Annotated in this window: 12 protein-coding genes; 9 read left to right on the top strand and 3 right to left on the bottom strand. The window is 75.6% G+C overall.

Translation table 11 applies throughout. From position 1 onward, the window contains the following. The first annotated feature begins 2 nt into the window (after positions 1–2). The 3 genes from ACZ4K2_RS16815 to ACZ4K2_RS16805 all read left to right on the top strand — a co-directional run bounded on the left by ACZ4K2_RS16815 (position 3) and on the right by ACZ4K2_RS16805 (position 3,293). Entirely contained in the window at positions 3–794 is a 792-nt protein-coding gene (locus tag ACZ4K2_RS16815; RefSeq protein ID WP_467468276.1) for a hypothetical protein, read from the top strand. A 118-nt stretch (positions 795–912) separates the two neighbouring features. After that, positions 913–1,146 carry a hypothetical protein gene (locus tag ACZ4K2_RS16810; RefSeq protein WP_467468278.1) on the top strand — a complete coding sequence of 78 codons (234 nt, stop codon included), beginning with the start codon at positions 913–915 and terminating at the stop codon, positions 1,144–1,146. Between the two features lie 185 nt (positions 1,147–1,331). Next, positions 1,332–3,293, top strand: a complete 1,962-nt coding sequence (locus ACZ4K2_RS16805; protein ID WP_467468280.1) for a YncE family protein — start codon at positions 1,332–1,334, stop codon at positions 3,291–3,293. Positions 3,294–3,306: 13 nt separating this feature from the next. Here the strand turns inward: ACZ4K2_RS16805 and ACZ4K2_RS16800 are convergent, their stop codons facing one another. Both ACZ4K2_RS16800 and ACZ4K2_RS16795 read right to left on the bottom strand, forming a co-directional pair. Then, a complete protein-coding gene (locus ACZ4K2_RS16800; RefSeq protein ID WP_467468282.1) occupies positions 3,307–4,548 on the bottom strand; it encodes a hypothetical protein in 1,242 nt (413 codons plus the stop codon). A 109-nt stretch (positions 4,549–4,657) separates the two neighbouring features. Beyond that, on the bottom strand, positions 4,658–5,824 hold the full coding sequence (locus ACZ4K2_RS16795) for a PP2C family protein-serine/threonine phosphatase (RefSeq protein WP_467468814.1): 1,167 nt from the start codon (positions 5,822–5,824) through the stop codon (positions 4,658–4,660). A gap of 163 nt (positions 5,825–5,987) precedes the next feature. Between ACZ4K2_RS16795 and ACZ4K2_RS16790 the strand changes: the two genes are divergently transcribed. Together ACZ4K2_RS16790 and ACZ4K2_RS16785 are read left to right on the top strand one after the other, a co-directional pair. Next, positions 5,988–6,476, top strand: a complete 489-nt coding sequence (locus ACZ4K2_RS16790; RefSeq protein WP_467468283.1) for a hypothetical protein — start codon at positions 5,988–5,990, stop codon at positions 6,474–6,476. 263 nt (positions 6,477–6,739) lie between these two features. After that, complete coding sequence (locus ACZ4K2_RS16785; RefSeq protein ID WP_467468285.1) at positions 6,740–7,666, top strand: hypothetical protein; 927 nt, start codon at positions 6,740–6,742, stop codon at positions 7,664–7,666. Here ACZ4K2_RS16785 and ACZ4K2_RS16780 read toward each other — a convergent pair. Further along, positions 7,566–8,912 (bottom strand): aminotransferase-like domain-containing protein, encoded by a 1,347-nt coding sequence (locus ACZ4K2_RS16780; RefSeq protein ID WP_467468287.1) that lies wholly within the window; start codon positions 8,910–8,912, stop codon positions 7,566–7,568. The genes ACZ4K2_RS16785 and ACZ4K2_RS16780 overlap by 101 nt on opposite strands. Before the next feature lie 87 nt (positions 8,913–8,999). Between ACZ4K2_RS16780 and ACZ4K2_RS16775 the strand changes: the two genes are divergently transcribed. The 4 genes from ACZ4K2_RS16775 (at position 9,000) to ACZ4K2_RS16760 (ending at position 14,629) form a co-directional block, all read left to right on the top strand. After that, a complete protein-coding gene (locus ACZ4K2_RS16775) occupies positions 9,000–9,797 on the top strand; it encodes an alpha/beta fold hydrolase (protein ID WP_467468289.1) in 798 nt (265 codons plus the stop codon). A 16-nt stretch (positions 9,798–9,813) separates the two neighbouring features. Further along, a complete protein-coding gene (locus ACZ4K2_RS16770) occupies positions 9,814–10,770 on the top strand; it encodes an endonuclease/exonuclease/phosphatase family protein (RefSeq protein ID WP_467468291.1) in 957 nt (318 codons plus the stop codon). A 95-nt stretch (positions 10,771–10,865) separates the two neighbouring features. Then, positions 10,866–12,809 carry an FUSC family protein gene (locus tag ACZ4K2_RS16765; protein ID WP_467468293.1) on the top strand — a complete coding sequence of 648 codons (1,944 nt, stop codon included), beginning with the start codon at positions 10,866–10,868 and terminating at the stop codon, positions 12,807–12,809. Between the two features lie 89 nt (positions 12,810–12,898). After that, positions 12,899–14,629, top strand: coding sequence for a VWA domain-containing protein (locus ACZ4K2_RS16760; RefSeq protein WP_467468295.1), 1,731 nt, complete (start codon positions 12,899–12,901; stop codon positions 14,627–14,629). Positions 14,630–14,728 lie beyond the last annotated feature (99 nt).

Raw genomic sequence — 14,728 nt, 5'->3', positions numbered from 1 at the left:
CGATGTTCGACGCGATACGCCACCGGATACCCCGTGCCGTCCTCCTCCCCTGCCTCGGCACCGGGCTCCTCGTCGCCGGCGGCTGCGCCGCCCTCGGCCTGGAGCACCCGGAGAGCGCGCCGCACCCCCTGCCCACGATCGACCGCCCGTCACCGACCTCCAGGACGTCCGCGCGGGCCGACGGTTCCACGCTCACCGACGAGCAGGCGCAGGCCGCGCTGATCACCCAGACCGACCTCGGCGCCCCCTGGACCGCCACGCGCGGCGCGGCCACCTGGCGGGACGGCCTGCTGAAGTCGCGTACCACGGCCGGGGAGTGCCAGCGGCTGCTGGACGCCCTCTACCGCGACGAGCTCCTCGGCGCCCCGGCCCGCGTCGCCGTCGGCCTGGACGACGCCGACACCGACGCGCAGATCCGGTTCCAGATCGGCGCGCGCCGCCCGTCCGACGTCGACGCCGCGCTGTCCTGGCTGGCGGAGATGCCGGCGCGGTGCGCGCGGTTCACGGCCACCACGGACCTCGGGCTCGTGGAGGACGTCCAGGTCGGGAACGCCCCGCTGCCCGAGGTCGGGGACAAGCGGCAGGGCCTGCGGATCAGCTTCGCCGGTACGGCCTCCGACGGGCAGGACTTCCTGCTCACCCTGGACGTGGCCGCCGTCCGGGTCGGCGAGGACGCGTTCGCCCTCACCAACGGCGGTCTCGGCGACGTGCCGAACGACGCCACCCAGGCCGCCGTCCAGGTCGCCGCGCTCCGCCTGGCCGACATCCGCAGGCAGGGCCTCGCCCAGGTGTGACCCGGGGCCCGCCGACGGCCCCCGCGCCGACCCGCTCCGGCACGCACTGTTCCGCCAACTCCCTTGCTGCCTCTTGCCGTTGGGCACCTCCAAGCCCTAGCTTGAAGGGCGGATCAGCATGCTTGACACAGTGCTGTCGTGTTGCGAGGTCGCCGTGCCCGGACGTACATCCGCACCCCCCACCGCCCTCCCGCACTCCCCCGCCCGCCCGGCCGCCCGGGCCTCCGCGACCCGGGGCGTCGTCGCGGCCGTCGTCGCCACCACCGCCCTGCTCCTCGCGGCCAACGCCGGCCCGGCCCGCCCGGCCGACACCCCACCGGCACCGTCCGTACTCAGCCAGGCGGACCGCTGACGTCCGGCCCGTCCACCCCCGCGCCCGCGCCCCGGCCCCGGGACGCCCGCGCTTTTGTCGGAGACATGACCTAGTCTTCGTGTACTCGCCACCCGAGGCACACACGGCGCGCACCCAGGGGATGCGGACAGCGCCGTGTCCGCGTGGCTCACCGACATCATTCGTTCCGGGGGGTTCGAATCCGCGTGCGCAAGCACTCCCTCACCGCTGCCGCCACCCTGGCAGCCCTCATCGGCTCGATGGCCCTCGCCGCGCCCTCGTACGCCGACACCGACCGGCCGATCCCGCTCACGGACGCCGGCGACACCGTGGTGGACGGCGTCCACCACCGCGTCTTCCTCGCCGACCGGTCCACGGGCCGGATCGTCGTCACCGACGAAACCGGCAAGGTGACCGGCGACATCACCGGCCTCCCGCAGGTCCGGGACCTCCAGCTCCACCCGGACGGCAAGACGCTGTACGCGGCCGTGTACGGCGCCGACAAGATCGTCGCGATCGACACGCAGGAGCTGCGGCAGACCGCCGAATACCCGACCGGACCGGGCACCACCCCGTCCAGCGTCACCTACGCCGACGGCCGGCTCTGGTTCGGTTACGGCGACCAGTGGGACTCCGGCCTCGGCATGGTCGACCTGACCGCCGAGGCGCCCACGGTCACCCTCGGCCTGGGCACCGAGCACGACTTCGCCAGCCCGCCCAAGCTGTACGCCGACCCGGACAACCCCGGCACGCTGCTCGCCCTGGACGCGGGCATCAGCTCCGGCCCGATCGTCGTGTACGACATCTCCTCCGGCACGCCGGCCGTCCGCGTCACCGCGGACAAGGGCGGCTTCTACAAGGACGCCGCCCTCACCCCGGACGGCCTGAACGTCGTGGTCGCCGGACCCGGCAACCGCGCCCTGACCGAGTACCGCCTCTCCGACCTGGCCCAGGTGCGCACCTACCCGGTGAAGGACCAGCCGGAGACGGTCGACATCGCCCCGGACGGCACCGTCGCGGCCACCGTCCTGGACACCGGCGACATCGGCGACACGTACGTCTTCACCAACGGTCCCGCCAAACCCAGCGTCCGCAACCTCTCCCACAGCTGGATGCCGTGGGGCGCGCACGCGATCAGCTGGTCGGCGGACGGCACGCGGCTGTTCGTGCAGACGGACCCGGGGTCGTACACCCGGCTCCACCGGATCGACGAGCCCCGCAGATACCAGACGACCCTGACGGTGAACGCCCCGGCGACGGCGGTCCGCGCCAAATCCCTCAAGGTCACCGGCAGGCTCACCACCGGGCTGGCGCTGCCCGCCGGCACCCCGCTGGCGGTGACCCGCACCGACGCGGAGTCGCCGCGCGGCAGGTCCCTGGGCACCACGCTCCTCGGCGGCGGCGGCACGTTCGGTTTCACCGACACGCCGTCGTCCGGCGGCAAGGTCACCTACACGGTGGCGTACGCGGGCGACACCGCGCACCTCCCAGGCCGGGCCACCGGCTCCGTCGCCGTCTCCCGCACCAGGCCGGCGCTGACGCTCACCAACAACCGCAAGGTGTACGCGTACGGCAGGGACGTCAGGTTCACCGCGCGCCTCGGCACGACGTACAAGAACCGCACCGTGGAGATCTGGGCCGACCCGTTCGGCGGCGACAAGCCGAACAAGCGGGTGAAGACCGGCCGGGTCGACTCCCGCGGCGACCTGTCGGTCGTCCTGGACCTGACCCGGGACACCAAGGTCACCGCGAAGTTCGCGGGCGACTCCCGCTTCCTGCCGGCCTCCGCCACCAGCACGGTCGGCGCCAAGGTCGCCATCTCCAGCTCGGTCTCCGGCCACTACCGGGCGCGGTCCGCGTGGGGCCGGACGTACTACTTCTTCCACAAGTCCAGGAACCCGCTGATCACGACGCGGATGTCGTACTACTGGGACCGGGCGCAGAAGTTCGAGTACCAGGTGTACTACCAGGGCCGCTGGTACCCGGGCGACCCCGCGTACTTCAAGCTCGGCCGCGGCGGCGTCTCCCAGGTGTCGATCACCGGCAAGCACGCCGAGGACGTCGGCTGGCGGTTCCGGGTCCGCTCGTCGTACATCGACGGCGCCTCCGGTGACCGGGTGAACTCCACGACGTACGGGGCCTGGAAGTACTTCACCTTCACCGCGTGAGGCCCGGCCCGGGCTACCGGGCGGCCTGGAGGCGGCCCAGCTCGCGCTGGACGTTCTCCAGCGCGCCGCTCCGGCGCCCGGGCACCCGGAGCCTGAGCCGGGCCAGCCCGGGGCCGAGCTCGCGGGCCCGCGCCGGATCGTCGATGCGGGCCCACTGGTGGTGGGCGCGGTCCACGGCCGCCTCCACGGCGGGCGCGTCCACCGCCTGCCCGGCGGCCAGCCGCGCCTCGGCCACCGCCAGCCAGGCCCGGCAGCTCCCGCCCGGGTCGCCCGCGAACATCGCCAGGTCGGCCCGCACCTCGCTCCAGTGCAGCGCCTGCTCGGAACCGGCGCCGTGCGCCCGTACGGCCTCCTCCTCGTACCGGGCGGCGATCGCGTCGGCCTCCCCGTGCCGTCCGTCCCGCACGGCGTCGCTGATCGCGGCGTGCGGTTCGCCGTCCGGCGGGGCGGCCGCGGGGGCGGGTCCGGTGCCGGGCGGCGGTACACCGACGTCACCGGCACGCGAGCGGGGTACGGCACCGGCGGCTCCGGGGGCGGGCGCCGCGCCGGGCACGGGGGCGGGGGCGGGCGGGGCCTGTGGGGCCGGTCCGGGCACCGGTCCCGGGAGCGGGAAGCCGGGGGCGTGCCCGCCGGCGTGGGCCAGGAGCAGATTGCCCGCCGTCTCCCGCGCGACGCGGGACAGCGCCTGCTGGTGCAGGACGTCCAGGGGCGGCCGGTGCCCGCTCCGCAGCAGGGTCGCCACCGTCTTCATGTACACCGGCTCGGCCGGGCCCCGGCGCCCGGCGGGCGGGGCGACGCGGCCGTACACGGCGGTGTGCGGGCCGCAGTCGAGACCGTGCTCGGCGAGGTGCCGCCAGGTCTCCTGGTCCGCGTGCAGGTCCAGCAGGAGCGCGGTGTCCGCGGCGGAGCGCAGGCGCAGCTCCTCGCGGATCCAGTGCCAGGGCAGCGCGGTGTAGCGGACGGTGGCGGGGGAGGTGCGGGCCAGGGCCAGGTGCAGCCGGTGCTGGCGGCGGTCCAGGTGGAGCTGCCCGGTGAGGTACACGGTGAGCGGTCCGGGCGCTGCCGCGGCGGCCCGCAGCCGGGTGAGGACGGCCTGCGGTTCCAGCGGCTCGGCGAGTTCGACGATGTTCGCGGTGTCGGTGCCGGCCAGCACGGCGGGGGCGACGGCGGCCAGTACCGGCAGGACGGCGGCCGCGTCCACCAGCCGCCCCCGGCCCAGTGGCGAGGCCGCGAGCAGCAGCACGGTTCCGGGCATCGCGCTTCCCCCTGTCACCCTGGGGACCCCGGGAACCCTCCGGTCGCGAGGGCCCCGTAGATCCGGTCTCCAGCCAGCACCGTAGCCGCTGCCGCCGCGAACCGGCGGCTCAAGACCGCAAACGTCCCTGTTCGGGGTCTTCGCCCGGCGGGTTCCCGGCGTCCGCGGCCCGCCGCAGCGCGAAGACCGTGGTGTCGTCCTGCAACCGGCCCCCGGTGTGGCGCCGTACGCCGTCACGGACCCGGCGGACCAGGCGCCGCGGCTGGGTCCGGCGCGGATCGGCGCGGACGGCGCGGGCGACCTCCTCGGCCAGCGGGTAGAACTCGCCGGCGGCGTCCCGGGCCTCGGTCACCCCGTCGGTGACCAGCAGAAGCGTCTCGTCGGCGGCCAGCGGCACCCGGTGCACGGGCGGAATGCCACCGCCCGCGAGGTCGCCGAGGCCGAGCGGCACCCAATCGCCGCTGGGCAGTTCGCGGACCCCGTGCGGGCCGACGGCCAGCGGCGGTTCGTGGCCGAAGTTCACCAGGTCGATCCGTCCCGGGGCGTCGTCGGGGAAGGCGATGAGGACGGCGGTGGCGAAGCGGTCGCCGTCGTACCGGCCGAGCGCGGCCCGGTGCCGCCGGTGCCGCAGCATCCTGATCTCCAGGCGTTCGGCGACGGTCGCGAGGTCCGGCTCGTGGTAGCCGGCCTCGCGGAAGGTGCCGAGCAGCGCGGCGGCGGTCTCCACCGCGCCGAGCCCCTTGCCCTGCACGTCCCCGACGAGGACCCGGGTGCCGTGCGGGCCGGGCTGGATGTCGTAGAAGTCGCCGCCGACCCGGGCCTCGGTGTCGGCGGCCAGGTACACCCCCGCGTGCTCCAGTCCGGCCCAGCGCGGCGGCAGCGGGCGCAGCACGGTGCGCCGGGTGGTCTCGGCGATGTCCCGCATGTGCAGCACCCGCCGTTCCTGGCGGACCCGGACGGCGGCGGCGAGGGTGGCCAGGAGGCCGCCGAGGGCGACCAGCAGGAAGTCGCCGAGGCCGGCCTTGTACTGCTCGGGCCAGGCGCTGTCCACGAGGACGTAGGTCACCACGGCCACCAGGCCGTAGGCGGCCGTCGTCCACACGCCGCAGACGGCGGCGGCGATGCCGGGGACCAGGACGATCCAGGAGATGATCCGCAGCCGCTCCCCGGTGCTGTAGTCCAGCACGAGGACACCGGCGAGCAGCAGCCCGGGCGGCAGCCACGCGACACTCCGCCCGCGGACCCACAACAGCGACTTCCGCCGCCCGTACTCCATCTCCGTCACGGCCGGCCGCCCTCCATGTCTCTCAGCGAAGCACGCGGGAGAACCGTACGCATCCGGGCGCCCGTCCCCCGTCCGGCCGACTTGCCGGGCCGCGCCCCCCGGTGTGCGCTGGTACCGGGAGGCAGTGCGGGGGGCGAGGAGAGAGGAGTGCCCCATGGCTCAGTCGGCACCCACGCCCGGCGGGATCTTCCGGCCCGGCCGCACGACGGCGGCGGTGGAGGGCCGGCCTGACCGGCGGCGCACCCGTCCGCCCGACGTCTTCGACGCCCGCACCCACGCCGTGGCGCGGGTCCTCATACCGGTCGTGCTGGGGGTGGTGTACGGGTACTGGGTCGCGGCCACCAACCGGTACGGCGGTCCGATCACCGGCTGGAACCTGCTGCTCGGCATCGTCAGCGGGGTGGTGTTCGCCGTGCTCGCGATGGTGCTGCTGGCGCTGGCGCCCCGGATGCCCAGGGAACTGCACGCGCTGGGGTGGACGGTGTTCACCGGCTGCGCCTTCGGATTCATCTACATCCAGTCGCCCAGCGCGTCGGTGGCGCGGACCGTCCTGCTGTCGCTGCTGATCGCGGCGGCCACCTTCGTCGTGTTCTTCTACCGCTACTACACGCGGGAGGACGCCTTCGGGCGCCGGATCCACTGAGCGGGGCCGACGGCGCGCACGCTTGGGGCCCGGCCGGGCCCCAAGCGTGCGCCTGTGCGCCCCTCATCCCGCCCTGAGCGGTGCCGCGGGAACGGCCCGGCTCCACGACCCGGGGAAGCCGGACCGCCCAGCACCAGGAAACACCCGTCGGGGTGATCCCTCCACCGGAGGGCGGAAGCACTCGTTCCGCCGTCCGGGTCCCCCCGCCACCCGAACGCCCTCCCCCGCTCGCGCGCGGGCGTGCGCGGTCCTTGCCTTGGAGCGTGCCCCCACGACGTCTCAGGAGCGCCCTGTCGGCCGTGCTGACCGTCCTGTCCTGCCTCCTCGTGCCGTTCGGCGCGCTGGCGGCCTGGGCGGCGTACGGGCTGGCCGACACGGGCCGCTACGTCACCGCCATGGCGCCGCTCGCCGCCGACCCGGCCGTGCGGGAGGCCGTCGTGGACACGGTCGGCGACGACCTCCTGCGCGCCGTGGACCAGCACCTGGACGTGCGCCCGGTCCGCGGCTCGGTCGGCCCGTTCGTCCACGACGCGGTGCGCTCCTTCACCCGGACGCGGGCCTTCCGGGTGGCCTGGGACACCGGCAACCGGGTCACCCACGACGCCGTCCTGCGCGCCCTGCGCGGCGCGGACGAGCGCGCCGTCACGGTGGACCTGGCCCCCGTCACCGCGCAGGTCAAACGCCAGCTCACCCACGACCACGTGCCGCTCGCCGCGCGCATCCCGGTGGAGCACACCGCGGTCGCCGTGCTCCCGGCGGGCCGGCTGACCGCGCTCCGGAAGGGGTTCCACGTGCTCGAAGTCGCCGGGTTCTGGCTGCCCGTGGCGTCCGTCGCCTTCGCCGCCGGGGGGATCGCGCTCGCCGTGCGCCGGCGCCGGGCCGTCGTCGCCACCGCCCTGGGCACGGCCCTGGGCGGCGCCCTGCTCGCCCTCGCCCTCGCCCTCGGCCGCACCCTGACCCTGGCCCGCCTGCCCGCCGGGGTGTCCCACCCGGCCTCGGCCGCGGTCTACGACGCCCTCACCGGCACCCTGCGCACGACCGCCTGGCTGCTGTCCGGCCTCGGGCTCGCGGTGACCCTCACCGTGTGGCTCACCCGGTACCTGCGGCTGCCCCGTCCCGCGCGACGGCGGCGAGGATCCCCAGCGCCCGCGCCAGAGCCGGCTCCGGCGCCGAAGCGAGCCCGAGCCTGACCGCGTCCGGCGTCCGCCCCGGGCCGACGCCGAAGGCCGTACCCGGTGTGACGGCGATCCCGTGCGCCCGGGCGGCGGCCGTGAAGGTGTCGGCCCGCCACGGCGGGGGCAGCTCCCACCAGGCGAAGTAGGCGGCCGGATCGGAACGTACGGCGAACCCGGCGAGCTTCTCGGCGACCAGCCGCTGCCGCCGCCGCGCGTCCTGCCGTTTGGCGGCCACCAGCCGGTCCACGGTGCCGTCGCCGAGCCAGCGCACGGCGGCCTCCAGCGCGAAGGAGCCCGCGCTCCACCCGCCGGAGCGCACGGCCCGCGCCACCGTCTCGGCGCGGCCCTCCGGCACGACGGCGAAACCGACCGTGAGGCCGGGCGCGACCCGCTTGGACAGTCCGTCGACCAGGTACGTCAGTCCCGGGGCGAGCGCGGCGAGCGGGGGCGTGCCGCCCGGGTGCAGGAAGGACCAGATCCGGTCCTCGACGACCGGTGTCCCCAGGCCGCGGACGCAGTCGGCCAGCTCCCGCAGGCGCCCCGGGGTGATCGTCCGCGAGGTGGGGTTGTGCAGGGCCGGCTGGAGGTAGAGGGCGGACAGCGGTGCGCCGCGGTGGGCGGCGGCGACGGACCCCGGCACCGGCCCCTCGGCGTCCGTGGCGAGCGGGACGAGGACCAGGCCGAGGCGGGCCGCGATCTCCTTGACCAGCGGATACGTCAGGGGCTCCACGCCGATCCGGCCGCCGGGGCGGACCAGGGCGGCGAGGGTGGCGGCGATCGCCTGGCGGGCGTTGCCGGTGAACAGGATCCGCTCGGGACCGGCCCGCAGCCCGCTCCGGGCGAGCAGGGCGGCCACCGCCTCCCGGGCCGCCGGGGTGCCCGCGGCGGCGGCCGGGCGCAGCGCCCGGCCGAGCGCGTCCGGCCGCAGCAGCGTCGCCAGGGCGGGGGCCAGCAGCTCCGACTGACCGGGGGCGCTCGGGTAGTTCAGCTCCAGGTTCACGGCCGGGGCGCCGGCCGCCTCGGCCAGGGCGCGCCCCGGCTGGCCGTCCGGCGCGGTGGCCCGTACGAACGTGCCGCGTCCGACCTCGCCCACCACCAGCCCCCGGCGGACCAGTTCGGCGTAGACCCGGCCCGCGGTCGAGGGCGCGATGCCGTGCCGGCGGGCGAACGCCCGCTGCGGCGGCAGCCGTTGGCCGGGACCCAGCCGCCCGCTGTCGATGTCGGCCGCGATCCGGTCGGCGATGCGCCGGTAGTCGTCCACAACTCCCCCTGCTCTGCGGTCCGTTGCATTGCACCGAGGGCAAAGATTTTATTGCACCGAGCGGTGGGGCGCGCCTACGGTCGTCGCATGCCCCTTCCCCCTCCCTCGGACCTCCTCGCGTATGCGGACCGAGGCCCCGCGGACACCCCCCGGGTCCCCCTCGTCCTCGTCCACGGCCACCCCTTCGACCACACGATGTGGCAGCCGCAGCTCACGGAGTTCGCCGCCGCCCGCCGGGTGATCGCCCCCGACCTGCGCGGCTACGGCGCCTCACCGGTGACGCCCGGCACGGTCCCGCTCTCCCGCCACGCCGGGGACATCGCCGCCCTCCTGGACCACCTGGGCGTGGACGCCTTCGTCCTCGCCGGCCTCTCCATGGGCGGCCAGATCGTCATGGAGTGCGCCGCCCGGCTCGGCGACCGGATCCGGGGCCTCGTCCTCGCCGACACCTTCCCCGCCGCCGAGACCCCCGAGGGCGCCCAGGGCCGCCGCGCCCTGGCCGACCGGCTGCTCGCCGAGGGCATGCGGGGCTACGCCGACGAGGTGCTGGACAGGATGGTCGCCCCGTACGCCGCCCCCGAGGTCAAGGCCCACGTGCACCGCATGATGACGGGCACCCCGCCGCGGGGCGCCGCGGCGGCGCTGCGCGGCCGGGCCGACCGCCCCGACTACCGGGACCTGCTGACGCGGCTCGCCGTGCCCGCCCTGGTCGTGGTCGGCGCCGACGACACCTACACCCCCGTGGCCGACGCCGAGGCGATGCACGCCGCCCTCCCCGACTCCACCCTGCACGTCGTCGAGGGCGCGGCCCACCTGCCCAACCTGGAACGCCCCCGGGAGTTCAACCGGGCGCTGGGCGACTTCCTGGCGCGGCTGGACGGGTGATCGTAGGCTCGGTCCCGTGACCAGGCACGGCGGACGCGGGATCGGCGCATGGTGCGCGGGTCTGCTGCTCGCCGGGGTGAGCGTGGTGGTGGGCTGCCGCGCCGCCGACACCGACGGCTTCACCCCGGTGCCCCAGCTCCTCGCCTTCCTCCCCTGGCTGCTCGTACCGGCCGCCTGCGCGCTGCTGTGCGCGCTGTTCGCCCGCTGGTGGACGGGGCTGGTCTGGGCGGTCGCCGTCCTCGGCCTGCTCGCCTGGTATCTGGACCCGTACGGCAGGACCGCCGAACCGGCCGGACCTCCGCTCGCCGCGCTGCGGGTGCTGACGGCGAACGTCGAGCTCGGCCACGGCACCCCCGCGCTGGTCCGGGTGGTCCGGGACCGGCGGCCGGACGTGGTCTTCGTGCAGGAGTGCGGGCCCGAGTGCCGGGCCCTGCTGGAACGCGGGACCGGGGACGCCTACCCGTACCGCCGGGCCGTCGCGGCGGACGGTTCCGAGGGCTCCCTCGTCCTCAGCCGCTTCCCGCTGACGCCGGCCCCGGGCGTGCCCGGCACCCTGGGCATGCCCGGGGCCGTGGCCGACGTGCGCGGCCACGCCGTACGCCTCCAGCTCGCCCACCCCGTGCCGCCGCTGCCGGACCAGGTCGTCCCGTGGCGCCGCGAACTCGGCCGGCTCCGCGCCTTCGCCGCCGCCGACCGCACCACCCCGACCGTCCTGGCCGGCGACTTCAACGCCTCTCAGGACCACGCGGCCTTCCGCCGCGTCCTCGACGCCGGCCTGACCGACGCGGCCCGCCTCGCCGGCCACGACCGCACCCCGAGCTGGCCGTCCCGTACGGCCTCCGTCATCGGCGTGCAGATCGACCACGTGCTGGTCTCCCCGCACTTCGCGGTGGCCGGCGCCCGCTTCCTCGACGTCCCCGGCACCGACCACCGCGCCCTCCTGACCGACCTCACCCTGCACGGCGGTGCGTGACGGCGGGTCAGCGGACCGGCACCCGCGACGAGCCCGGCGGCACACGCACGCTCCCCGCCCCCGCCCACCGGAGTCGAACCGGTCATACTGGACACATGTTCCGAGAGTTCCCCATCGGCCTCACCCCTCCCGACTGGCTGATCCGGAACCTCAGACCCGAGCAGGCCCCCGTCAACCGGCCCGCCATGGCCCGCGCCGCCCTCGCCATGGCCCTCCCCCTGGCGATCGGGCTGGCCGCCGGCCGCCCCGCCTACGGCGCCCTCGCCTCCATGGGCGCCCTGTCCGGCGTCATCGGCGACACCGCCGACGCCTACCGCATGCGCATCCTCAACATCGCCGTCCCGCAGTTGTTCGGCGCGATCGGCGTGGCCCTGGGCACGCTGGCGTACGGCCACGGCTGGTACGCGGTGGCCGCGGTCACCGGCGTCGCCCTGGTCTCCGGCATGATCTCCACGATCGGCGCCGTCGCCTCGGTGTCCGGCCTGCTCCTGCTGCTCAACTGCGTGGTGGGCGCGGGCCTTCCGCTGCCGTCCCCCTGGTGGCTGGCCCCCGTCCTGATGACCGGCGGCGGCCTCCTGGTCCTGCTGCTGGCCCTGCTGTCCTGGCCGCTGCGCGCGGGCGTCCCGGAGCGCGCGGCCGTCGCGGCCACCTACCGCACGGCCGCCGACCTGCTCGCCGCCGCCGGCACGGACCGCACCGAGGAGTACGAGGAGGCCCGCCGCACCGTCACCCGGTCCCTGAACCAGTCGTACGACCTGGTCCTGGCCCGGCGCACCCGCCACCACGGCCGCAGCCCCGAACTGACCCGCATGCTGGCCCGGTTGAACGCCATCACCCCGGTGATCGAGGCGGCCCCCGCGGCCCACCTGGCGGCCCGCCCGCTGCCGCCCGAGATCCCCGGCGCGCTCCGCGTCCTGGCCCGGGCCGTGGAGGCGGACGACGCGCCCCCTCCGCCCCTCGACCTGCCCCTGCCCACCACGGAGACGGGCCGGGCCGTGGACCACGCGGTGCGGCACGCGGCCGAGGTGGTCACCGCGCCCGACGTGGACCCCCGGGGCATCGACGACCGGCTGGGCCGCCCGGCCGCGGCCGGCATCCGCACGGCCCGCGCCGCGCGCACCGTCGTACTGTCCGCCAACTCCTGGCGCTACGGCGTACGCCTGGCCGTCTGCATCGGCATCGCGCAGGCCCTGGTCTCCCTCGTGGCCGTCCCCCGCTCCTACTGGGTCGCGCTGACCGTCACCTTCATCCTCAAGCCGGACTTCGGCTCGGTCTTCTCCCGCGCCCTGCTGCGCGGCCTCGGCACGGTGGCCGGGCTGGTGGTGGCGGCCGTGGTGCTGGCCGAGGTCCCCCTCGGCTGGTGGGACGTCCCGGCGCTCTTCCTGCTGGCACCGCTCATCCCGGCCCTCACCCCGCGCGGCTACGGCTTCCAGACGGCGGCCATCACCCCGGTGATCCTGCTGCTCTCCGACATCCTCAACCACCAGGGCACGGCCCTGCTGCTGCCGCGGCTGAACGACTCGCTGCTGGGCTGCGCGATCGTGCTGGTCGCCGGGTACCTGCTGTGGCCCGAGAGCTGGCACACCCGGGTGGGCGACCGGCTGGCCGACGCTGTGGCCGACACCGCGGCCTACGTCGAGGCCGCGTTCGGCGACGGCACCGACCCGTCCGCCCGCGCCCGCATGCGCCGCCGCCTCTACCGCGATCTGTCCGTCGTCCGCACCGAGTTCCAGCGCGCGCTGTCCGAGCCGCCGCCGACCGGCCGGCGCGCCGCGGCGTGGTGGCCGCTGGTCGTCGCCGTGGAACGCATCGTGGACGCCACGACGGCCGCCCGCGTCCGCGTCCGGCACGGCGCGGCGCCGCCGTCCACCGGCGAGATCGCCCAGGTCGCGCTGCAACTGCGGGAACTGTCCGAGGGCGTGCGGCGGGCGCGGACCCTGATCGCGGTCCGCACCGACCTCACCGGGCCGGCGGGCAGCGTGCTGGAGCCCCTGCGCCAGGAGGTGGCCGCGGCCCGAGCCATCACGTCCCCGCGCTGACACGGTCCCGCTACTCGGGGCCGCTAACCTTACGTGTCCGTCCTGGCCAGCGATTGACGGATTACAACCTCACGCGAAGGGTTGCGCACATGGGCATTCTCACTCTCCTGCGAAACGCATTCGGCCGCTCACGCAAGTCACGAGCCACCGAGGCGGAGGGTGCGGACCAGGTCCCCGCGCAGACCCCGCCCGCGGCGGAGCCGGAGCCGGAGGCGGAGGGTACGGCCCCCTCCGCCCCGCAGGCCCCGCCCGCACCGGAGGCGGCGGCGGAAGCGGAAGCCGCGGACCGGCCCGCCGAGCAGGCCCCGCCCGCACCGGAGCCGACGGCCCCGTCCGTGCCCGAGCCCCGGTCCGCCGCCGAGGAACACGACCTGGTGGCAGCGGCCTTCGACAACATCAAGGTCCCTCACCAGCAGACAGCGCCCCCGACCGAACCGACGGGCCTCCCGGCGACACCGGAGGAACCGGTCGAGGAACTGGTCCTGGCCCTGACGGTGGTGACGACCGGGGACCCGATCGAGAACGAGACCAAGACGGAGGACCCGACCGAGCCCGAGCCGCCGGCCGAGCCCGAGCCCAAGGCGGAGGAGCCGGCCGAGGCCGAGGCCGAGACGCCGGCCGAGGCCGAGGTCAATACCGAGGAACCGGCCACGACGCAGTCGGAGGAGTCGGCCGAGGCCCCCGAGCCCGAGGCGACCGCGGCACCGGAACCGGAACCGGCAGCCGAGACGACGGCGGAGCCGGAAGCGGCTGAGACGACCACGGCCCCCGCAGCCGCCGACGGCGAACCCGCCCCGCAGGAAACACCCGCGTCCGACGACGCCACCCGCACGGGTGATGCGGATGGGAACACAACCGCCGAAGGCGAAGCCGAGACGCCCGCAGCCCCCGAGCCGACCACCACGGAGACGTCCGAGCCGGAACCGGCGGCAGCCGAGACGACGGCGGAGCCGGAAGCGACGGCGGAGCCGGAAGCGGCTGAGACGACCACGGCCCCCGCAGCCGCCGACGGCGAGCCCGCCCCGCAGGAGACACCCGCGGCCGACGACGCCACCCGCACGGGTGATGCGGATGGGAACACAACCGCCGAAGGCGAAGCCGAGACGCCCGCAGCCCCCGAGCCGACCACCACCCCCGAACCCCCCAAGCCCACCCCCGCCATCCCCCTGACCAGGGTCCGGTCCCGCACCCCCGCCCTGGCCACCGCCTACAAGGCCGCCACCACCGCCCTGAAGAAGAAAGACCTCACCGGCACCCGGGCCAAGCTCTACCTCGTGCTGGACCGCTCCGCGAGCATGCGCCCGTACTACAAGGACGGCTCCGCGCAGGCCCTCGCCGACCAGACCCTCGCGCTCGCCGCCCACGTCGACCCCGAGGCCACGGTCCACGTCGTCTTCTTCTCCACGGAGGTCGACGGCACCACCGACCTCACCCTCACCGCCGACCACGAGACCAAGGTCGACGACGCGCACGCGGGCCTCGGCCGCATGGGCCGTACCAGCTACCACGCCGCCGTGGAGGCCGTACTCGCCCACTACGAGAAGAACGAGGCCCCCGGCACCCCCGCCCTCGTCGTCTTCCAGACCGACGGCGCCCCGGACGCGAAGACCCCCGCGACCCAGGCCCTGACCTCGGCGGCCGACTCCCACCCCGCCGTGTTCTTCTCCTTCGTCGCCTTCGGCGAGCCGGACAACAAGGCCTTCGACTACCTCCGCAAGCTGAAGACCGGCAACGCGTCCTTCTTCCACGCGGGTCCCACCCCCCGCGAGCTGACGGACACCGAGCTGTACGAAGGCGTCCTCGCGACCTGGCGGCCCTGACAGCCGACCGCCCGTGACGGAGCGTAGCCACCGTGGCCGCCCCTTCCCGCCCTGCAAAACGGGAAGCGGGCGGCCCACCCGTGTCGGCTACGATTTCAA

Source organism: Streptomyces sp. NPDC025833 (assembly GCF_055558055.1).
This window is presented reverse-complemented; position numbering and strand designations above follow the sequence as displayed.